The sequence below is a fragment of the Enterococcus sp. DIV0187 genome, from assembly GCF_051713785.1.
GTDB classification, from domain to species: Bacteria; Bacillota; Bacilli; order Lactobacillales; family Enterococcaceae; genus Enterococcus_A; species Enterococcus_A avium.
The window spans coordinates 307,371-326,305 of sequence record NZ_JBIOQO010000002.1; the positions used below are offsets into that span (position 1 = coordinate 307,371).

23 protein-coding genes are annotated in these 18,935 nt (G+C 38.5%); 13 read left to right on the forward strand and 10 right to left on the reverse strand.

The window, feature by feature from the left end; translation table 11 throughout:
* Nucleotides 1-2: 2 nt before the first annotated feature.
* From IGI52_RS21390 to IGI52_RS21400, 3 genes are all read right to left on the reverse strand, one after another.
* The gene (locus IGI52_RS21390) at nucleotides 3-566 is read right to left on the reverse strand and encodes a YdeI/OmpD-associated family protein (RefSeq protein WP_048721280.1); all 564 of its coding nucleotides are present in this window, start codon (nucleotides 564-566) and stop codon (nucleotides 3-5) included.
* A gap of 1 nt (nucleotide 567) precedes the next feature.
* Complete coding sequence (gene deoC / locus IGI52_RS21395; RefSeq protein WP_048721278.1) at nucleotides 568-1,269, reverse strand: deoxyribose-phosphate aldolase; 702 nt, start codon at nucleotides 1,267-1,269, stop codon at nucleotides 568-570.
* 162 nt (nucleotides 1,270-1,431) lie between these two features.
* Nucleotides 1,432-2,337: an AraC family ligand binding domain-containing protein gene (locus tag IGI52_RS21400; protein ID WP_438782412.1), complete on the reverse strand. Its 906-nt coding sequence runs from the start codon at nucleotides 2,335-2,337 to the stop codon at nucleotides 1,432-1,434.
* A 305-nt stretch (nucleotides 2,338-2,642) separates the two neighbouring features.
* Between IGI52_RS21400 and IGI52_RS21405 the strand changes: the two genes are divergently transcribed.
* The 7 genes from IGI52_RS21405 to rarD all read left to right on the forward strand — a co-directional run bounded on the left by IGI52_RS21405 (nucleotide 2,643) and on the right by rarD (nucleotide 7,722).
* Complete coding sequence (locus IGI52_RS21405) at nucleotides 2,643-3,110, forward strand: hypothetical protein (protein ID WP_438782413.1); 468 nt, start codon at nucleotides 2,643-2,645, stop codon at nucleotides 3,108-3,110.
* A gap of 207 nt (nucleotides 3,111-3,317) precedes the next feature.
* Complete coding sequence (locus IGI52_RS21410) at nucleotides 3,318-4,361, forward strand: aldose epimerase family protein (RefSeq protein WP_438782414.1); 1,044 nt, start codon at nucleotides 3,318-3,320, stop codon at nucleotides 4,359-4,361.
* Nucleotides 4,351-5,520, forward strand: coding sequence for a galactokinase (locus IGI52_RS21415; protein ID WP_438782415.1), 1,170 nt, complete (start codon nucleotides 4,351-4,353; stop codon nucleotides 5,518-5,520). Before IGI52_RS21410 ends, IGI52_RS21415 begins: the two co-directional genes overlap by 11 nt.
* 117 nt (nucleotides 5,521-5,637) lie before the next feature.
* Nucleotides 5,638-5,823, forward strand: a complete 186-nt coding sequence (locus IGI52_RS21420) for a hypothetical protein (RefSeq protein ID WP_049219495.1) — start codon at nucleotides 5,638-5,640, stop codon at nucleotides 5,821-5,823.
* 37 nt (nucleotides 5,824-5,860) lie between these two features.
* The gene (locus IGI52_RS21425; RefSeq protein ID WP_438782416.1) at nucleotides 5,861-6,190 is read left to right on the forward strand and encodes a GNAT family N-acetyltransferase; all 330 of its coding nucleotides are present in this window, start codon (nucleotides 5,861-5,863) and stop codon (nucleotides 6,188-6,190) included.
* Between the two features lie 355 nt (nucleotides 6,191-6,545).
* Complete coding sequence (locus tag IGI52_RS21430) at nucleotides 6,546-6,719, forward strand: hypothetical protein (protein WP_155856972.1); 174 nt, start codon at nucleotides 6,546-6,548, stop codon at nucleotides 6,717-6,719.
* Between the two features lie 112 nt (nucleotides 6,720-6,831).
* Entirely contained in the window at nucleotides 6,832-7,722 is an 891-nt protein-coding gene (gene rarD / locus IGI52_RS21435) for an EamA family transporter RarD (protein WP_438782417.1), read from the forward strand.
* A gap of 57 nt (nucleotides 7,723-7,779) precedes the next feature.
* On the opposite strand, the gene IGI52_RS21440 is transcribed toward rarD, so the two are convergent.
* From IGI52_RS21440 to IGI52_RS21465, 6 genes are all read right to left on the reverse strand, one after another.
* Complete coding sequence (locus tag IGI52_RS21440; protein ID WP_016178233.1) at nucleotides 7,780-7,944, reverse strand: hypothetical protein; 165 nt, start codon at nucleotides 7,942-7,944, stop codon at nucleotides 7,780-7,782.
* Between the two features lie 212 nt (nucleotides 7,945-8,156).
* Nucleotides 8,157-9,056: an NAD(P)-dependent oxidoreductase gene (locus tag IGI52_RS21445; protein ID WP_154059897.1), complete on the reverse strand. Its 900-nt coding sequence runs from the start codon at nucleotides 9,054-9,056 to the stop codon at nucleotides 8,157-8,159.
* A gap of 70 nt (nucleotides 9,057-9,126) precedes the next feature.
* The gene (locus IGI52_RS21450) at nucleotides 9,127-9,696 is read right to left on the reverse strand and encodes a CPBP family intramembrane glutamic endopeptidase (protein WP_216406467.1); all 570 of its coding nucleotides are present in this window, start codon (nucleotides 9,694-9,696) and stop codon (nucleotides 9,127-9,129) included.
* 64 nt (nucleotides 9,697-9,760) lie between these two features.
* Nucleotides 9,761-10,588, reverse strand: a complete 828-nt coding sequence (dapF, locus tag IGI52_RS21455) for a diaminopimelate epimerase (RefSeq protein ID WP_438782418.1) — start codon at nucleotides 10,586-10,588, stop codon at nucleotides 9,761-9,763.
* A 24-nt stretch (nucleotides 10,589-10,612) separates the two neighbouring features.
* Nucleotides 10,613-11,911: a diaminopimelate decarboxylase gene (gene lysA / locus IGI52_RS21460; protein ID WP_438782419.1), complete on the reverse strand. Its 1,299-nt coding sequence runs from the start codon at nucleotides 11,909-11,911 to the stop codon at nucleotides 10,613-10,615.
* A gap of 15 nt (nucleotides 11,912-11,926) precedes the next feature.
* The gene (locus IGI52_RS21465; RefSeq protein WP_016178229.1) at nucleotides 11,927-13,099 is read right to left on the reverse strand and encodes a M20 metallopeptidase family protein; all 1,173 of its coding nucleotides are present in this window, start codon (nucleotides 13,097-13,099) and stop codon (nucleotides 11,927-11,929) included.
* A 277-nt stretch (nucleotides 13,100-13,376) separates the two neighbouring features.
* Here IGI52_RS21465 and IGI52_RS21470 point away from each other — a divergent pair, with 277 nt between their 5' ends.
* The 6 genes from IGI52_RS21470 (at nucleotide 13,377) to IGI52_RS21495 (ending at nucleotide 18,338) form a co-directional block, all read left to right on the forward strand.
* Complete coding sequence (locus IGI52_RS21470; protein ID WP_311855154.1) at nucleotides 13,377-14,012, forward strand: hypothetical protein; 636 nt, start codon at nucleotides 13,377-13,379, stop codon at nucleotides 14,010-14,012.
* 87 nt (nucleotides 14,013-14,099) lie between these two features.
* Nucleotides 14,100-14,432, forward strand: a complete 333-nt coding sequence (locus IGI52_RS21475; protein WP_311855153.1) for a YrdB family protein — start codon at nucleotides 14,100-14,102, stop codon at nucleotides 14,430-14,432.
* A gap of 140 nt (nucleotides 14,433-14,572) precedes the next feature.
* Nucleotides 14,573-15,463 carry a 4-hydroxy-tetrahydrodipicolinate synthase gene (gene dapA, locus IGI52_RS21480; RefSeq protein ID WP_176675418.1) on the forward strand — a complete coding sequence of 297 codons (891 nt, stop codon included), beginning with the start codon at nucleotides 14,573-14,575 and terminating at the stop codon, nucleotides 15,461-15,463.
* Entirely contained in the window at nucleotides 15,460-16,215 is a 756-nt protein-coding gene (gene dapB / locus IGI52_RS21485; protein ID WP_311855151.1) for a 4-hydroxy-tetrahydrodipicolinate reductase, read from the forward strand. Before dapA ends, dapB begins: the two co-directional genes overlap by 4 nt.
* A 514-nt stretch (nucleotides 16,216-16,729) precedes the next feature.
* Nucleotides 16,730-17,431 (forward strand): 2,3,4,5-tetrahydropyridine-2,6-dicarboxylate N-acetyltransferase, encoded by a 702-nt coding sequence (gene dapD, locus IGI52_RS21490; protein WP_216406457.1) that lies wholly within the window; start codon nucleotides 16,730-16,732, stop codon nucleotides 17,429-17,431.
* A gap of 262 nt (nucleotides 17,432-17,693) precedes the next feature.
* Nucleotides 17,694-18,338, forward strand: coding sequence for a hypothetical protein (locus tag IGI52_RS21495; RefSeq protein WP_438782420.1), 645 nt, complete (start codon nucleotides 17,694-17,696; stop codon nucleotides 18,336-18,338).
* 41 nt (nucleotides 18,339-18,379) lie between these two features.
* Here IGI52_RS21495 and IGI52_RS21500 read toward each other — a convergent pair whose 3' ends face one another.
* Nucleotides 18,380-18,916: a TetR/AcrR family transcriptional regulator gene (locus IGI52_RS21500; protein WP_438782421.1), complete on the reverse strand. Its 537-nt coding sequence runs from the start codon at nucleotides 18,914-18,916 to the stop codon at nucleotides 18,380-18,382.
* Nucleotides 18,917-18,935 lie beyond the last annotated feature (19 nt).

Genomic DNA, 18,935 nt, shown 5'->3' on the forward strand with positions numbered 1-18,935 from the left:
CGTTACATTGGTCTTAAGTTTTTCTCTAATCGATCAATCATCCAGGCTAGTCGTTTGGTTCTTCCAGCCTCAGTTTTAGCATCTAAGTAGGCTCGGGTATAGGTTTTCTTAACCGAAGGCGGCATATTTTCAAAATTCTTTGAAGCCTCGGCATTTTTCTTCAGCAACGCTGCTACTTCCGCAATTTGTTCATCTGTAATCGCTGATGGCTTCGTCGCATTCGCCCACTGGCCATTTTGCTTTGCTTCTGCGATTTTTTCTCGCCCTAAATCTGTCATTAAGCCTTGCTGCTCCAGCTTATCCACAATTTTTTTATTTTTTTCAGACCATTTACTATTTTTACGTCGTGTAGCAAAATATTTCAGATAAGAGTGTTCATCAACCTTTTTCATCACCCCATCTATCCAGCCAAAACATAGCGCTTCTTCCAATGCTTCCCCAGCTTTTAGACTTTTGACTTGCTTTGTCTTACCAAAAATCAGCCATACACCGCCGCTGGTTGTCGCATTTTCCGTGAGCCACGTTCGAAAGTCTTCTCGTTTTTCAAAAAGTAAGTTATTCTCCATATTAATTATCCATTCCTAAAACGACTGGTGTGGATTTGAAGCCGATACCCATTCGGTCAATCCCCATATCAATTAGTTCTAAGAAATGCTCCCGCGTACGAATACCACCGCTTCCTTTGATTTTGATTCGACCTTTGCACTGGTCCATCATGATCTGGATCACTTCATTAGTTGCTCCTTTACTCTCATAACCCGTGATAAAGCCGGTACTTGTTTTAACAAAATCAGCATTCGCCGCAATCGCACATTCGCAGGCTTGACGAATTTGTTCTTCATTTAATGTATCCGTTTCAAAAATAACCTTCACTGCTGTCCCATGAGCATGACACGTCTCCACGATGATCTTCAGCTCTTTGGTTACTTCATCATATTTTCCACTACGAATCCAACCAAAATTCGCGACAATATCTAACTCATAAATATCCTCTCGCTGACAATACGTCTCTGCCTGCAACACTTTGGAGGCAGTCGTACTCGTCCCAAATGGAAAATCACAAACGACACAAATCTTGGTATCGGTTCCTTCTGTCATCTCCGCTGCGATATCCAAAGAAGATGGGTTTACACAAACCGTTGCGCAATGATAATCAATGCCCTCTTGAATGTATTGTCGAATCTCTGCTTCCGTAAAATCAGGCTTCAATACGGACTGATCAATATACGCGCCCAGTTCCTCAACGGTCATTTCACTCGCTTTTTTCATGGTTGGATCCCTCCCGTTTATTTTCACCATATCTGCCATACTTTTGGATAATTAAAAAATAGGTATCTTCCCCAAAAAGACAGCTTAGGCATTTTATGTAAAAAAACTATACTTATAAAATAAGTATAGGATAACCTCAAGGCTTTGTAAACGCTCACTTAGCTATGTTGCTCTATTTACCACCGCTTGTTTTTTTAATTGATTTTTTAAATCATCTAACGATACATTTTTAAAATCTTCATTTTTCATTCGTTTGCGATAAGCTGTTGCTGTTTCTCCAGTCAATTTTTTAAACATCCGACTAAAAACCACAAGACTATTGAAACCAACCTGCTCAGCAATATTCTCGACGGACTCATCTGTCATAGAAAGTAAAAAAGCGGCTCGATTGATTCGTACCCCCAGTAAATAATCTCTGATACTAATATCCATGTGATTACGAAAGACTCGTGATAGATGACTGCGATTAACCGCTAACCGCCGGGCGATTTCCTCAACAGTGACATGCTCTGCGTAATGAGCTTCAATGTATTCGACAGTCGCTACCGCCAAAGGTGAATAAACCTTTTTATTACCTAAATGACTCTTGCCACCATCTTCTAAGAGAATTGCTAAAAAATGATAGGTCAATTCATTTAAATGCAGCTCATTCGTGAGTGTTTCCTCCACAAATGGCAAACAAGCTAGGATAGTATTGATATATTTTTGCGTATCTGAAGATACCATCGTGTATTGATCCTTTTTAAACTGTGAATGGTGAATGATTTCGTCTGCTGCGGCTCCGCCAAAAGAAAGCCAACCATACATCCACGGATCTTCCCCATCCGCCAAATAGAAAGTTGAGTCACCAGGACGAATCAAAAACAAATCACCTTTTTTTAAATGATACTGTTGATTTTTCACTTGATAGGTTCCCTTCCCCTCCATTACGATATGCAGTGTATAATTTTGCCGAATCGCAGGTCCAAAAGCGTGAAAGGGCAGCGTTTTTGAAATTCCGCAATAATCAAAATGCAGATCGGTTTTCAACTGACGCTGTTCCTTTTTTAAAAAGATTGCCTGTTCCATCACCAGTACCTCCATCCTAATCTTCACTCTAAAGTATACATGAAAATAGTATATTTTTTGATAGTATTCACAACTATTGAATCACATCCAGCTACTTCCGGTTTGCTGCTAAGGGAAAAGCACAAAAGAATGATCCTTTTAGAAAATTTTTTTGTTATTCTTGATTGTCACGATACCCTTTTTACTCACTTGGACGCTGAAAATTTATCGAAGCACATGGTGAGCTTTGATTGCATGTTGTAGTATGAATTGAGTATTGTATACTAAGGATATTTCTATCTTATGAATAAGGAAGGTTTAACAATTTGATTTCAGGTATTTTTATTTTATTAGGTTTTTATTATTTCTATTTGGCAAGAAAATCCAGCACCTTAACCAGCTCAGCGAGAACAAAGAAAATCGGCATGTTTCTTACAAAACTCACAGTAATTGTGCCATTGATCGCTCTTGCGGTTTTTGTCATTTTATTTATGACTATTTTATCTGGTCGCCTGATCGAAAGAAGTTCCCATGCATTAATTTTACTCGTCTTATGGCTAATACTTACAAATTGTTACGCTTGGCTTCTCACCTATTCTGGCGATAAGAACTTTTTAATCCAAACCATTGCAGCAGCAGTGTGTTCTTTGATTTGTATTGTTCTAGTAACACCATTGGGAAGGTATGATTTACTTGTTTATGATTATATTGGCAACTTTTCCTTTGTAATTGGTTTTTCTGGCTTACTTCTTTTTTATCTTAGCCATTATTTTAGAAGACCCGCTCATTTGTAGAATATCTTCTTCTGTTTTTGAGAAAAAATGCAACAAAAAGTTAAATAATCGTCACAGAAAGACGTTTAAAAGAAAACGATTTCTTGATAAATTGATTTCAGGGAATGATGATGCTTTTCTTAGAACTTGTCACTTAATCAAGAAATCGCTAAACTTATTAAGACACGAGAAATTTTCCATTACACAAAAAAAGCGAGGTTTTTTTATATGCAAATTACAGAAAAAGATTTTGGTCAAGGTTATCACTTAATTAGCATTGAAAATGAATCCGGTTTCCACATATCGGTAACTGATTTAGGAGCACGAATCGTCAGTCTAGGGCACGACAAAGAACTGGTACTAAACTTTGATTCAGCCGAAGAATATCTAGAAAGGGATGCTTTTATCGGGGCTTCAATCGGTCGAACCGCTGGTCGAATCGAAAATGGACGCTTCACACTTGACGGTAAAGACTATCAAGTAGCGATTGATCCAGAAACTGGTCATTCTCTTCACGGTGGCAAACCAGGCTTTGAAACGAAAAAATGGGATTATGCAATCGAAAATGGTGATCAGGAGGCATCCATTATTTTCACACTGACTAGCCCTGATGGCGAGCATGGTTTTCCAGGAAACTTGAAGGTGGAGGTTCGACACACCCTGACACAGGAAAATGTTTGGCGTGTGACCACTAAAGCTACCAGCGATCAGACTACCTTGTTCAACCCCACCAATCATGTATATTTCAACCTGACAGGCGATCCTACTCAAGCGATCGATGAACACAAGCTCTGGCTAAATAGTGACTCTGTTGCTGTTCTGCGACCAGATACCATTCCTACGGGCGAAATCATGAATGTAACTGGAACACCTTTTGATTTCCAAACAGAAACAGCTTTGGCTGATATGTTTACTAGTGACTTTGAACAAAAAAATCTATGTAACGGCTTGGATCATCCATTCTTCTTAAAGGAAAGCGATTTGAACAAACCCGCAGCAAAACTGACTAGCCCTGATGGAACAGTTGAACTAACTGTCTCAACAGATTCTTCTAGTGTTGTCATCTTTACCGCCAACTTTGGTGAAGATGGACCGATGATGCAAGGAAAACAACTCGCTCATCACGGCGGCATCACTTTTGAAACACAGGTTGCACCAGGAGCAGAACAATTTTCTGAATTCGGCTCCATTAAACTGCCTGCGAACGAACCCTTTGAAACGATTACCGAATATAAAATAAACTTGAAAGAAGCGAATACACATGGAAATTAAACGCGAATTAAATACAAAATTTGCTGAAATTTTTGGCCCCAAAGAAACGACCCAATACTTTTCACCCGGACGGATCAATCTGATCGGTGAACATACCGATTATAATGGTGGTCACGTCTTCCCTGCTTCCATCACTTATGGAACCTATGGTGTAGCGGCTCCTCGCGAAGATAAGAAAGTTTTGGTTTATTCCACTAACTTTGAAGATATTGGTGTCATCACCTTTGACGTTGATCAATTGGACTACGAAAAGAAAGATAACTGGGCTAACTATGCAAAAGGCATGGTCTTAAAATTGAAGGATGCCGGTCATAAAATTGATCATGGCTTCGAGCTATTAGTAGAAGGTACAATTCCAAATGGTGCTGGGCTGTCCAGCAGTGCTTCCTTAGAATTATTAGTTGGAGTTGTTTTAGAAGATTTATTTGATTTTAAGACCGATCGTCTTGAGCTAGTAAAAACAGGAAAAAAAGTCGAAAATGAATTTATCGGTGTCAATTCAGGGATTATGGATCAATTTGCCATTGGCTTTGGCGATATCGATCAAGCGATTCTGCTGGATACCAACACGTTAAAATACGAAATGGTTCCAGTAAAGCTTGACGGTTACGCAGTGGTGATCATGAACACCAACAAACGCCGTGAATTGGCAGATTCCAAATACAATGAACGTCGCAGCGAATGTGAGGAAGCACTTGCTCGTCTGCAAAAGAAACTGGACATTCAAGCATTAGGCGATCTAGATGAAACCACTTTTGAAGCAAATATTGATTTGATTGGCGACGACACCTTGATTCGTCGCGCACGCCATGCTGTAACCGAAAATCAACGAACTTTAGAAGCGAAGGCGGAATTAGAAAAAGGCAATTTGGAAGCCTTTGGAAAATTGTTGAATGCCTCTCACTATTCACTTCGCCATGACTATGAAGTAACAGGAATCGAGCTGGACACCTTAGTCGATGCGGCTCAAGCTCAAAGCGGTGTCTTAGGTGCTCGAATGACAGGTGCCGGCTTTGGTGGATGTGCGATTGCTGTTGTCAAAGAAGAAAATATTCCAACCTTCAAAAACAAAGTCTACGACAAATACATGGAAATTGTTGGTTACGCGCCAGATTTCTATGTCGCACATATCGGCAGTGGAACAACAAAGATCGGTTAAACCTTAAAGTAATGAACGCCTCTATCCATCGTTTTGGGTAGAGAGCGTTTTTTGTTATCAAAGAATTTTGCCTTCAAACTATCTTTCGTCTACAATTATGGAAAAGGAGTCTTTCCCATGTCGAGCAAACGATCCATCTTAGAAAAGAAACGGGTTTATATTCCCTTAGCAATTTTTCTCGGCGTTTTAGGATTCAGCCCAATGCTCGTTTCCTTATTAGGAGTAAAATCTGAGGATAAACTAAATAAAGACTATTACTCAAACGCTGAAGAACCATTTTTTCAATCGATAGATAAAGACTGAACTTTACTATATTAAACTAAAAAATTTGGAGCTTATGATGATTAGACGGATTGAAACAATTACTGACGCAGATTTAGAAACCATTGCATCTATTTGGTTAAAGAGCAATTTGGAGGCTCATACTTTTATTGACCGGAATTATTGGCTCAAAAATTATCAAACAGTTAAGGCGTCCCTCACTACCGCTGATCTTTATGCCTACTATCATAACGAGAAAATCATCGGCTTTCTTGGCTTGATTGACGAGTATATTGCTGGAATCTTTGTATTGCAGGAATACAGATCATTAAGAATTGGTGGGCAATTATTGGCGAAAATAAAAGAGAAGCACTCAAAATTATTATTAAGCGTTTATCAAAAAAAATGAACGTGCTGTTCAGTTTTACTTAAAACAAGGTTTCACGATTCTAAAGGAAACAACAGATTGTGAAACAACTGAAGAAGAATTATTGATGGAGTGGATTCTTTGATCCTCTCACGACTAAAATCACTGTAACTTGTAAAAAGTGAAATTTTTCGGCTAATCCTTTCATTCAACGACCGTTTCTCTTCTTTTTTCATTTTGGGTTTCTTAATAGAAGTCCTACAATTCTATTCCCAAGCTGAGCTATAAAGATTTCTTAACTTCTATATTACAAAATTTCAGAATACGATTTTTTCAAAACCTCCATTTTGACGCGGTTTCCTCAAAAGCATATACTTTCTTTAAAGAGGTGATCCTTTTGAACCTAAAAAAATTCAATAATATGTATACCTATATCGCTATTTCCTATTTTTTCGTCTCACTTTTCTTCGCCTTTCAATCGGGTGCGGTCTTAAAACTAGCAAGCTTCTTCTTTCTAATTTCATTTGGTATCAATGCCTTCAAATCAATCAAAGAAGCTCAAAATCGTTAATCCAATTTTCGTAATCACATATTATTTATAATCATCAAATCCCTTTTTTTCAAATTATCTCTCAATTGTTTATGTTAAAATGGTAAAATACGATTCAAACAAGGAGGTTCTGATGAAAAAAGATTCTGGGTTAGTTTATGGTTTTGGTGCATATATTCTTTGGGGCATCCTGCCGCTTTACTGGAAACTGCTAGGTGGTGTCAGCTCTATTGATATTTTGTTTTATCGAATTATTTGGTCTCTGATTTTTATGTTGCTTTACATGATTGCATTACGAAAGATGCCGACTTTTATTCAAGAGGTCAAAGTACTTTTAAAAAATCGAAAAAAGGTTCTCGCTGTTATTATGGCAGCGATTTTCGTCTCATTAAACTGGGGAATCTTTATTTATACGGTGTCAATTGGACAAGTTCAACAAGCTAGTTTAGGCTATTATATTAATCCATTACTAAATGTACTGGCTGGTGCTCTCTATTTAAAAGAGCCGCTAACGAAGCAAGCCAAGCTGGCTAGTCTTTCGGCACTAACTGGAGTGATATTGTTGACGCTCCAAACCGGTGTTTTCCCCTTCAATTCGCTTTTTTTAGCAACTAGTTTTTGTTTGTATGGATTAACAAAAAAACAGTTGCAGTTGAGTTCTGCAACAAGCATCACCTTGGAAACATTGATTATTGCGCCAATCGGTCTAATCTATTTGTTTTTTATTTCACCGACTGGATTCATGAATTATTCAATGAGTACGAATGTATTGTTAATGGGGGCCGGTGTGGTAACGGCAATTCCTTTGCTACTTTTTGCAACTGCTGTGAAGAAGCTATCTTATATAACGCTCGGTTTTCTCCAGTATGTGAATCCGACCATCATGCTAGTGATGGCAATCTTCCTATTCCATGAACCATATGCCTTGCCGCAATTCATTGCCTTTGCCTTTATTTGGTTAGGTATTCTGATTTTTGTTGCCGGAAATTTGATTCCAGTACGAAAAAAAGGGCTTCGTCCATAGAGACAAAGCCTTTTTCTAAACACTATACAAACTTCAATAATCCTATGGTCTCAATGCTTAATAATTGAACTCATGTAATATCTCACCTGATCTGAATACTTTGCTCATCTTAACTTTTGCATAATTTGTTGCATAGCACAGTGCTTCTCGACGAGTATTGAATGTTTCCTCGGTCATTTCTCCGACAATCGTTTCTACCTGAACTAAGTATTGATATTCCATATCTTTTCCCCATTTCTTTTCAAAACACGCAACCATCATTTGTATTATCATAGCGAGTTTTCAAGGGAATTTCAATAACCAATGTAATATTATATGACATGAGATAAAAATAATTTGAAAAAAGCAACATTTCACGTAATGTTTCTTTACATACGCTTGGACATTAAAAAAGATTCAAACGACATTACGCTTGAATCTTCATAAAATCTCCATTAATGATTTGCTTGAAATTCCTTAATATTTGCAATAACTTTTTGAGCCAAACGAACTTTTGCCATCGAAGTTAGACCGGCGTTGGTTTTTCCGGCAAAAACATTCGGTAACCCTATCACTTCTTCGCCTAATCCTGCTTCAGTATCACTAAACGCATAGTTCCCAGGTTCTGCCAACCATTTTTTTAGCGCTGGCACTTCATGAGACGGCGCAATCGAAACATTCATCAAAATTTTCCCATTGCCAAACTGATTAAAAGCTACTTCATCTAATAGAACAACATTTTTATTCAGACAAGTAATTAAGATATCTACCTTCCCTAACAGCTCATCTAAGGACAAATAAGTCATATTCAATTCTTTTTCAATTTCAGGTTTGCGCGTTCGACTATAATAATTGACGTTCATACCAAAGAACTTCATCGTTTTCGCCAATAAGCTGCCGACTGTTCCCATGCCCACAATGCCGACTTTGACATCGGTCAATTCCATTGGCTCATCCTTCCACATCGCAGGTCCGCGCCCTTGTAATAAACGAACCAATTCACTGATGGCATATTCCTTCACACCTTCATCACCATAATCACGAACGCCTGTTACCACGATCCCTTTTTTCTCTGCATGGAGAATATCTACGTTCGCATTTTCTGGCGCATACAAGCTGGCACAAATTCCAATATAACGAATATTCGGGCAAGCATCTAAGACTTCCTTATCAATAAAGCTGGTAAAACTCAACATCACACAATCTGCGTCACCTATTCGATCGATAATTGTCGCTGCATCCGTCGGAATATCCTCATAAAAAAAAGTTTCTTCTGCTAGATCCTTGAGTTTTTCATCCCATTCAGGTAATAATTTGGTTGGCTCGATCGCCACCATTTTTTTAAATTTCTCCATGTCGGCCTCCTAAGTAACTCTATTCATCTCATGATACGTCCTAAAAAAACTCTCGTCAATGAAGAAGGATTTAAGACATATAAAATAAGATGATCCCAACAGCAATCAAGTTATTGATATAATGAACAATAATCGAATACCAAATATTCTTTTTCACTAAATAAATTGAGCCAAAAATGATTCCAGAAATAAAATAGCTCACAGTAAAACTGAAACCATGAATCACTGAAAACAAGCTTGCTGATAGGATAAGCAAAAGAAATTTTGTCCACTTACTTCCTGACAATGGAATCATGCAATATCGAAGGATCATTTCTTCGAAAAATGGACCATAGGTTATCGCTGACAATAGATATATCCATGAAACACTCACATTCTCATTGGTTCTGCTCCCTGTGTCAAATAACCAATTGGTTAAACAAAGTAAAAGCATTCCTATGACAACGATAACTAGAATTTCTCTCCACTTGAGCTTTTTAAAATCTTCAATCAATGATTTTCCAAACAATAGAATGACAAGAATAAGAAAGGCCGGTGTAACAAGCACTCTCAAAGCAAATAAATTTTCTGGGAGCCCTATTCCCGGAATAAACCAATCCAACATAAAATAAAGAAACGCGATTCCCCACTTCAACGCCATCTACATTCCTCCTACTATTTTCTCATCCCCCAAAAAAAAGATGACCACGCACGGTCACCTTCTTTTACGCTAAATCTTCATCTAAAATTGTTCCTTTGACAACCATATTCGTGTCACCAATTAAATAAAGGTCATCCTCGACAACATTCACTTGAAGCTGTCCACCTAAGACTTCAATTACTACTGGATCACTTTTGACCAGACCTTTTTTAGTCAATGCATATGCCGTTGAGCCGGTTCCGGTACCGCAGGCCAAAGTGAAATCTTCCACACCTCGTTCATAGGTGCGCTCTACCACCGTTTGATCAGACAATATATCATAGAAGTTCACATTAGCGCCTTTTTCGAAGGCCGAATGATTTCTCAATTTTCTAGCGAATTTAACAATTGTTTCTAATTCAGTCATAGCTAAATCCGGTACGTGAACAACTAAATGAGGGATCCCTGGATTCCCCAATTCAACATAATCCACGGTTACCTCTTTTCCATCAACCTGAATCACTTTATCTCCTTCAAAAACGGTTGGTGAGTTCAACTGTACGCGATAGGCCCTCTTGTCCAAACGTTCTGCTGGCACATCACCTGCAATTGTTTCAATAACCATATTCTCTTTCGCAATACCCGTATCATATGCCCAGCGCGCCACACAGCGAGCGCCATTTCCGCACATTTCTGCTTCAGAACCGTCAGCATTGAAAAAGCGAGTATAAAAATCACCGGATCCGCGGGCTGCCTCTACCGCGATCAAAGTATCTGCTCCAACGGAGACACGACGAGTAGAAACACGAGCCGCAAATTTGGTCAATTGTTCACTGGCAAAGTTCAGTTCTTGATTATCTATCAAAATAAAATCATTGCCTGCACCTTGTAGTTTATAAAAAGGAATGTTCATTCATCCACCTCATTTCAAGAGTCTTTATTTCAAAAATTCAGGAATTTCTTCATTTTGAATCATCTGACCCAAGGTCTGTCTTTTTACGATAATTTCGGCTTGTCCTGCTTTTGTTAACACAACGGCTGGAATCGCTAATTTGTTGTAATTGCTTGCCATAGAATAGCCATAAGCTCCCGTTGAAAAAGTAGCAAAAATATCGCCAGCTTCAACCACTGGCAGCTCAATATCTTTGACCAAAATATCCGTACTTTCACAGGCCTTACCTGAAACCGTCACTTTTTCCGTTGCTTTAACATCTGCTTTGTTGGCTAAAATCCCTGTATATTCCGCTTCATAAAGTCCCGGACGAATATTATCGGTCATCCCACCATCAATACTGACATATTTTCGCAATCCAGGAAGCTCTTTGATTGCTCCGATTTTGTGTAGGCTGATCCCTGCTTCAGCAACGATACTCCGGCCTGGTTCAATCACAACTGCAGGCTGCGGTAAGTTTTCTATCTCGCAAAAAGCCAATACTTTTTCCATCATAGGATCTGTAAAATAACTAAAAGGCTTTGGCTGATCTGCATCTGTGTAGCGAACACCGAAACCGCCGCCAAAGTTCAATTCCTTGATTGTATAGTCAAAACGGTCTTTTACCATTTTAACCAAATCTAAAGCAATTTCTACCGCTGCAAGATGGGCATGATTATCAAATAATTGACTACCTACATGGAAATGAAAACCTAAAAAATTCACTTCTGGTGCTTCAATCGCATGTTCGATTTGCGGGAACAAGATCGCCTCATCGATCGGAATCCCAAATTTTGAATCCTTTTGTCCTGTCGAAATAAATGAATGAGTTTGAACATTGACTTCAGGTGTGATACGGAACAAAACATCCACTACTTTTTGTTTTTCTTTGGCGATTGCCGCAATCAGATCAACCTCCTGCAGACTGTCGATGATGATTCGACCAACGCCATAATCAATCGCCATTTCTAGTTCTTCGATTGATTTATTGTTGCCGTTCATTTCAATATGCTCCGCGGGAAAATCAGATTTGATCGCCGTGTACAATTCACCGTCAGAAACAACATCTAAAGAAAAGCCTTGCTTTTCAATAATTTTTAACATCGCAAGCGTTGAGAAAGCTTTGCTGGCAAAAGCCACACGAACATTCTCATATTTTTCGACAAAATCTCGCTGCAGTTCTTGGCACTTCTCTTCAATCATGGTTTGCGAAAACACATATAACGGAGTTCCAAATTTCTCTGCTAAAGCAACAGTATCACAACCATCCCACATTAAATGACCATTTTTAGTTTCAAATTCCATCGTAAGCCCCCTCAATTAATTCTCGTTCAATCCAGCAATTAAGTTTACATAGGTTTGAATCCCTAGTAACAGATTTACCTCATCAAATTTCATTTTTCCACTATGCAGCGGATACGTATAGCCCTTTTCTTCATCACGAATCCCTAAGAAGAAAAACATCCCAGGAATCTCCTGCTGATACCAAGAAAAATCTTCCGCGATTAAATATGGTGGAGTTTCCACATAATAATCAGCCGCAACCTTTTCCAATTTCTTCACCATTTCCGGATCGTTATCAACGACTCGATACATATGATTGAAATCAACCACTGCCTCACAGCCATAGCCTTTAGCAATTTCCCCGGCTACTAATTCCGTCCTTCGAACGACTTCCTCATATACGGCATCATCAAAGGCCCGCATTGTTCCGTGTAAAACAACTTCCTTAGCGACAATATTCATCGCCTCGCCACCGTGAATTGTTCCAAAGGTCAACACCACGTTATCCAATGGTCCGATATTTCGTGCTAAAATACTATTCAAACCAGTAATCACACCGCCAGCAGCAACAATTGCATCTTCTCCGAGCTGCGGCTGTGCGCCATGTGTGCTGACGCCCTTGATTGTGATCGTCACCTCAGCATTACGCGCCATCATTGGCCCTGGTCGACAAGAAATTTTTCCTGCTGGAAGATCTGGAAAGACATGCAATCCCACGATTTCTTCTACACCTAGCTTTTGTAAAATACCGGACTTCATAATTAATTCCGCACCACCTGGTCCTTCTTCCGCCGGCTGAAAGACAAAGACAAGCGTTCCTTGAATTTTTTCTGGATACTTGTGTAAATAGGCAATGAAACCTAGCAGCGTTGCCATATGTCCGTCGTGACCGCAGGCATGCATTTTTCCAGGTGTTTTTGAAGCAAAATCATAGCCCGTTTGTTCTTCTACAGGCAACGCATCAATGTCTGAACGAAAGGCTAACGTTTTACCTGGTTTGGTGCCGTGTAAGACCGCGATCGTACCTGTCTCAATGACTTCATAAGTCTCTGTGACACCAAAGGATGCCAACTTCTTTCGAATATACGCTGCCGTTTGCTTTTCCTCCAATCCTAATTCGGGGATTTGGTGCAATTCGCGGCGCATAGTAGTGACTAACTCTTCTAACTCTTTGACTTCCGTATCGATCATCGTCTCACTCATTTCCATAAAAATTCTCAGAATCCTATTTTTTGATTAGAAAATCATTGATAGTTTCTCATATTATAGTACAGATTGCGTCAGCGGTCATTAATTTGTTTTTGAAATTTTTCAAAATTAATACATGATTCTCTTTCGTTTAAACGAGTAATTGTGATTTTAAATTCTAAAAATTTACAATTCATTTGATCTCCTTTCATTGTTCTCTTGAGCCTTACTCAATTTTTTAGTACCTATCCCTTAATTACTTGGTACACTTAGTAAAAAGAAATTTGGAGGAACAAAATTGGAAAAAGAAAAAAAGATTATGCCTGTCGACTTTTTATGGTTGGCACTTTATGCTTTTGCAGGGTTTAGTTTGGAATTGCTTCTTGGGTTGGTTAGCAGTGGTTTGAGTCTAGCTGTAAATGCCGGATTGACGGCAATTTTATGGTCAGTTGTTTCTATTTTCTTAATTCATTATGCGAAGAGCCGCTTTAATTTTGATGTTTTTAGCATTTCTCGGCCTCTGGAAAATAAAAAACTTATACTAATTATTTGCTTAGTATTTTCTGTGATCGTAGTTTCTACAATCGGCTTTGGCGGATTCAAACCAGTCGTCGAGTTTAATGGGGAACTGAAGAAAAGTATTATTTCCTTTATTTTTCGTCTATTCTATTATTTTGCAGAATGTAGTTTGATTGTATTAGTCATCGCGTTTGGTCAGAAATTTTTCGAATCTCAATTTGGATTGTCTGAGCGATTTCCTAGTGGAGGATTACTACTTGCGATCACTTGGGGCCTAATTCATTTTCTTCTTCAAGGGTTCAGTGGCGGATTGTATACGATCTTTTTTTCAGTAGTTGCCGGATGTATCTATCTTCTCTGCCAAAAAGATATTCGCTGGACTTATCTTTTTGTAGCGATCGCATTTATTCTTTAAAACGTCCATACATTGATTGTTTTTTCCTGATGATTTAGAATTTTCTACTACTTATAATGATAGAAATTTTTGTGGAGGTGCACGTTTTTGGCTAGTATTGTATTGGGTATCCGATTTTTACTTGAAATCGCAACAGTTGGCGGGCTTTTTAGTGGTATCTTTATCAAAAAAGGTATTTTACAACGAATTCTCTTCGCTGTTTTAACAATTACTATCACACTAGTTTGGGCGAGATATGGTGCGCCAAAATCCCCAACTGTTCTGACTGGCAACGGGAAACTTTGCTTAGAACTGCTCGTTTATTTCCTTGGTAGCCTTACCTATTTTTTCCTATTCGGTACCAAGATTGGTACGACTTATCTAGTGATTGCCAGTCTTGATTTATGGCTGATGTATCAACTAAACTTACAAGGACATTAAACGTTCTTGTTTTTTTGACTTTCTTTGATTAAAAATTTCATGAGATTTTCGTTGGCAGGCACTCATAATTAAGATATAATTCTACTATTAAAGACCTTTTTACAAAGGCTTTGAAAAAAATGAAGAAGGAGTTGTTTCCCTTGAGAATATTTGAAGGATCTGGTGTTGCTCTAGTTACGCCCATGAAAGCCGATGGTGCTGTTGATTACAAGAAGTTAGAGGAGCTAGTCGAGTGGCAGATCAGTGAAGGAACCGATGCAATCATCGCTTGCGGAACTACTGGCGAAGCTTCCACTTTAGCCAATGACGAACATATTGCTGTAATCGAGACAGTCGTCAAAAAGGTGAACAGACGAATCCCAGTTATTGCCGGAACTGGTGTAAACGATACCCAGCATGCCATCGAATTATCGACAGGTGCTGAGAAAGTTGGCGCCGATGCTCTATTGATCGTGACTCCTTATTATAATAAAGCATCAGATGAAGGCCTCTTTTTACATTATCAAAAAATTGCTGAAAGCGTGAAATTACCAATTATTTTATATTCTGTTGCTTCACGTACTAATATGAATATCACACCACAAATGGTGAAACGCCTAGGCGAAATTCCTAATGTGGTAGCAATTAAGGAAGCCAGTGGGAATATCTCACAAATTGCTGATATTGCACGAATCATGCCAGATGATTTTACGATCTATTCTGGAAATGATGATCAAGTCTTACCGATCATGGCACTTGGTGGAAAAGGCTCTATTTCAACAATCGCCAATATTGCCCCACGGCAAACCCATGAATTAACACAAGCCTTATTAGATGGCGACTTTTCAAAAGCCAAAGAACTTCAGTTAGCACAAATTCCATTGATTCATGCGATCTTCTGCGAAGTAAATCCTATTCCAGTCAAAACAGGTGTGAGTTTATTAGGAAAAATCGAACCAAACTTCCGTCTCCCACTTTCTGCAGCGAAAGACGAAACCGTTGAAGGATTGAAAAAGGAAATGGCTGCTTATGGATTGGAGGTTGCTAAATGATCGATATTATCTTAAATGGTGCCAATGGCCGCATGGGCCAGGTTCTACAGACAATGATCGCGCATCAATCCAATATGCAAGTCGTTGCCGGAATTGATCGTGAAGCCTTCGAAGCGGACTTTCCTACTTTTCAAGCAATCAACGATTGTCAGGTAAATGCAGATGTAGTCATTGATTTTTCTCACTATACCGCAGTCCCTGCTGTTTTGGATTATTGTGCAGAAAAGAAAATCCCTGTTGTTGTAGCCACAACCGGTCTGACTGATGAAGTAAAAGAACAAATAGCTAAAACGGCAGAACAAACGGCCGTCTTCTTCTCAGCCAATATGTCTCTAGGGATCAATCTCTTAGCGAAAGCGATTCGCGAAATCACACCCGTCTTAGAGGAAGAATTCAATATTGAAATCGTGGAAAAACACCACAATCAGAAAAAGGATTCTCCTAGTGGAACTGCGTTATTATTAGCTGATGCGGTAAATGACGCGGTAGAGGAAAAGAAAACCTATATTTATGGCCGCCATGGCAATGATTTAGAAAATCCGTTATCAGAATTAGGTATTCACGCTGTTCGCGGCGGTACGATTCCTGGTGAACACACCGTAATCTATGCCGGTCCTGATGAAGTGATTGAGTTGAACCACTTGGCTTTATCCCGAAATATTTTTGCTAGTGGCGCAGTTAAAGCCGCAAAATATATCAGTGATAAAGAGACTGGTTTGTACGATATGGAAAAACTGATTGATGAGAAATAACAAACAAGACAAAATAATTACCTTAGTATGAGATAGGATGTCAGTCTAACTTTTGGCAGTTATACTTGAATTGCTATTAAGACATAAATCATTGTCTATTTTAATTCGAAATCTTTAGTTGGATGATATACGTGGCGAAAATCAAACTTATTTTTCGCCTTTTGAAAAATAATTACCTTAGTATGAGATAGGATGTCAGTCCAACTTTTGGCAGTTATACTTGAATTGCTATTAAGACATGAATCATTGACTAATTTTAATTCGAGATCTTTAGTTGGATGATATACGTGGCGAAAATCAAACTTATTTTTCGCCTTTTGAAAAATAATTACCTTAGTATGAGATAGGATGTCAGTCTAACTTTTGGCAGTTATACTTGAATTGCTATTAAGACATGAATCATTGACTAATTTTAATTCGAGATCTTTAGTTGGATGATATACGTGGCGAAAATCAAACTTATTTTTCGCCTTTTGAAAAATAATTACCTTAGTATGAGATAGGAGCAGATTCAATGACTTTAACCGATCCTTATGAAATTGCTAAATTTATTAAAAATGCCGAAAAAACGACTCCTGTGAAAGCCTATGTTCAAGGAAATTTAGCGGGAATCACCAAAGAAAAAGTTCAGTTTTTCGGTCAAGAACAAACCTGGATCTTGATTGGTGAAAGTCAAGCGGTACAAGAAGTATTAAACGAACAACAAACAAAAATTAGTGATGTTCATGTAGAGAACGATCGCAGAAATTCAGCAATTCCAATGCTAGATATCTCATCAGTTAACGCTCGCATTGAGCCTGGTGCATTGATTCGTGATCGTGTTGAGATTGGTGATAAAGCAGTCATCATGATGGGTGCTATCATTAATATCGGTGCTTCCATCGGCGAAAGCACGATGATTGACATGGGAGCTATTTTAGGTGCACGTGCAACTGTTGGAAAACATGCCCATATTGGTGCAGGAGCGGTGTTGGCTGGCGTACTTGAGCCGCCTAGTGCTTCACCTGTTGTCGTAGAAGACAATGTTTTAGTCGGAGCTAATGCCGTTGTTTTAGAGGGAGTCCATATCGGAAAAGATGCCGTTGTTGCAGCCGGTGCTGTTGTTACCAAAGACGTTCCAGCTGGAGCCGTTGTCGCTGGCACCCCTGCCAAGATCATCAAGATGAAGGATGAAATCGATCCTGGTAAAACTGAATTTTTAGATGATTTAAGATAAGTAAGAAATCTCAGCTGTCTTCAGGTAAAAGCGGCTGAGATTTTTTTTAACCTCCGTTCTTTCCCCTTTTTCCACACTAACAGTCATCGTGTGCTAAAAAATTAAGCATTTTTAAGTTGAATTACTCAATATTTTATTTGAAAGTCGCTTTTTTTGAATCAAATAACCTATTTTATCGTATTCCTACTGCATTTTTCACGAAGTATGCTATAATACTAACGGATTAGTACAACTCTTAAAAGAAAGCGACTGAATTATACTCGTGAATTTAAAAAGTATCAAAAAATCACTCAAAATTCGTAACAAACAAATCAACAAAACTTTTGCTCAAGTGGAAAAAACACTGAGTGAGCACATCCACAGTGATGTAAAAATCTATTTTGATAAAGTGAACACACATCAAATCCACCTTGATGAGACAACTCCTGATGGAAAAACTCGCCATATTCAAAGTGCGGAGCATGACCATTCCTTTAGAGAATTAGTCAATGCTCATATTCAAAAACCACAAACAAATACCTTAAATCAATTGACCAACAGCATCTATAATTTATGGTCAGAAAGTTTTAAAACATCAGAATCTGTTGTTGAAAGTGAGGATACTGACAAAGCAGCGGAGCTTGCTCAAGATATCTTGGCTGATGTAGTCAAGGAACCTGTTAGTGCTGATGTAACCGCAGACCAAGCAGAAGCATTGAATCAATCTTTAAAATCAAAAGCAAATTACTCTGCTGAATGGTCTGATGCTGATAAAGCGATCGAGGTATTTTATAACCCACCGAAGAAAGACCGTCAATTATTGGCAACTATCGCAGCAGATCAAACTGTTACTTATACAGATGCCCTAAATACCAAACGTGTCATGAAAAAAGAATTACCAGACATGATCGCAGCTGTCTTAGCTTAAGCAAAATCCCACTGTCGAAGATGACAGTGGGATTTTTTTCGTTATTTTAATACACCATGGAAAAAAAGTTGAATTGCATTCTCCAAATTTTCTTGCCGCACATTCACAGGTGAATCCAAGTAAGCGGATATCAAGATAAACAATTGACTCACAGCAAAATTCGGATCAACCGTCTCTCTTATTTGAGATTCATTGTTAAATACCTTAAGAAAAGGATGTTTATAAGAGCTCTGCCAAAGTACAAATAACTTTTGAGCTGTTTCAGGACTCAGCGTATGCTGAATATCATGCATCATCATAAAAAGGCTGAAAGGATGCCTTTGTTGTAAATAGAAAGCCATCGCCAAGATTTTTTCCTCAAAACTGATATCTTGAGCTGAAAGCTCTGATAGGTTTTTCCCAACTTCATTTGCCAATCGCTGCATTACTTGAAAATAGATTTCTTCTTTATTTTTGAAATGGTAATAAATATTTGGTTGCGTAATCTCAAGTATTTTCGCGATTTGCCTAGTAGATGTGTCATTATAGCCTTGCTTCATAAATAATTCTTCAGCAACATCTAAAATCTCTTCATACATCCAATCGCCTCTTTTTTAT

Excerpts from the sequence above, each read along its gene's own strand:
- IGI52_RS21390 (WP_048721280.1), bottom strand. The coding sequence starts at position 566 with ATGGAGAATAACTTACTTTTTGAAAAACGAGAAGACTTTCGAACGTGG.
- deoC (WP_048721278.1), bottom strand. The coding sequence starts at position 1,269 with ATGAAAAAAGCGAGTGAAATGACCGTTGAGGAACTGGGCGCGTATATT.
- IGI52_RS21400 (WP_438782412.1), bottom strand. The coding sequence starts at position 2,337 with ATGGAACAGGCAATCTTTTTAAAAAAGGAACAGCGTCAGTTGAAAACC.
- IGI52_RS21410 (WP_438782414.1), top strand. The coding sequence starts at position 3,318 with ATGCAAATTACAGAAAAAGATTTTGGTCAAGGTTATCACTTAATTAGC.
- IGI52_RS21415 (WP_438782415.1), top strand. The coding sequence starts at position 4,351 with ATGGAAATTAAACGCGAATTAAATACAAAATTTGCTGAAATTTTTGGC.
- IGI52_RS21420 (WP_049219495.1), top strand. The coding sequence starts at position 5,638 with ATGTCGAGCAAACGATCCATCTTAGAAAAGAAACGGGTTTATATTCCC.
- IGI52_RS21425 (WP_438782416.1), top strand. The coding sequence starts at position 5,861 with ATGATTAGACGGATTGAAACAATTACTGACGCAGATTTAGAAACCATT.
- rarD (WP_438782417.1), top strand. The coding sequence starts at position 6,832 with ATGAAAAAAGATTCTGGGTTAGTTTATGGTTTTGGTGCATATATTCTT.
- IGI52_RS21440 (WP_016178233.1), bottom strand. The coding sequence starts at position 7,944 with ATGGAATATCAATACTTAGTTCAGGTAGAAACGATTGTCGGAGAAATG.
- IGI52_RS21445 (WP_154059897.1), bottom strand. The coding sequence starts at position 9,056 with ATGGAGAAATTTAAAAAAATGGTGGCGATCGAGCCAACCAAATTATTA.
- IGI52_RS21450 (WP_216406467.1), bottom strand. The coding sequence starts at position 9,696 with ATGGCGTTGAAGTGGGGAATCGCGTTTCTTTATTTTATGTTGGATTGG.
- dapF (WP_438782418.1), bottom strand. The coding sequence starts at position 10,588 with ATGAACATTCCTTTTTATAAACTACAAGGTGCAGGCAATGATTTTATT.
- lysA (WP_438782419.1), bottom strand. The coding sequence starts at position 11,911 with ATGGAATTTGAAACTAAAAATGGTCATTTAATGTGGGATGGTTGTGAT.
- IGI52_RS21465 (WP_016178229.1), bottom strand. The coding sequence starts at position 13,099 with ATGGAAATGAGTGAGACGATGATCGATACGGAAGTCAAAGAGTTAGAA.
- dapB (WP_311855151.1), top strand. The coding sequence starts at position 15,460 with ATGATCGATATTATCTTAAATGGTGCCAATGGCCGCATGGGCCAGGTT.
- dapD (WP_216406457.1), top strand. The coding sequence starts at position 16,730 with ATGACTTTAACCGATCCTTATGAAATTGCTAAATTTATTAAAAATGCC.
- IGI52_RS21500 (WP_438782421.1), bottom strand. The coding sequence starts at position 18,916 with ATGTATGAAGAGATTTTAGATGTTGCTGAAGAATTATTTATGAAGCAA.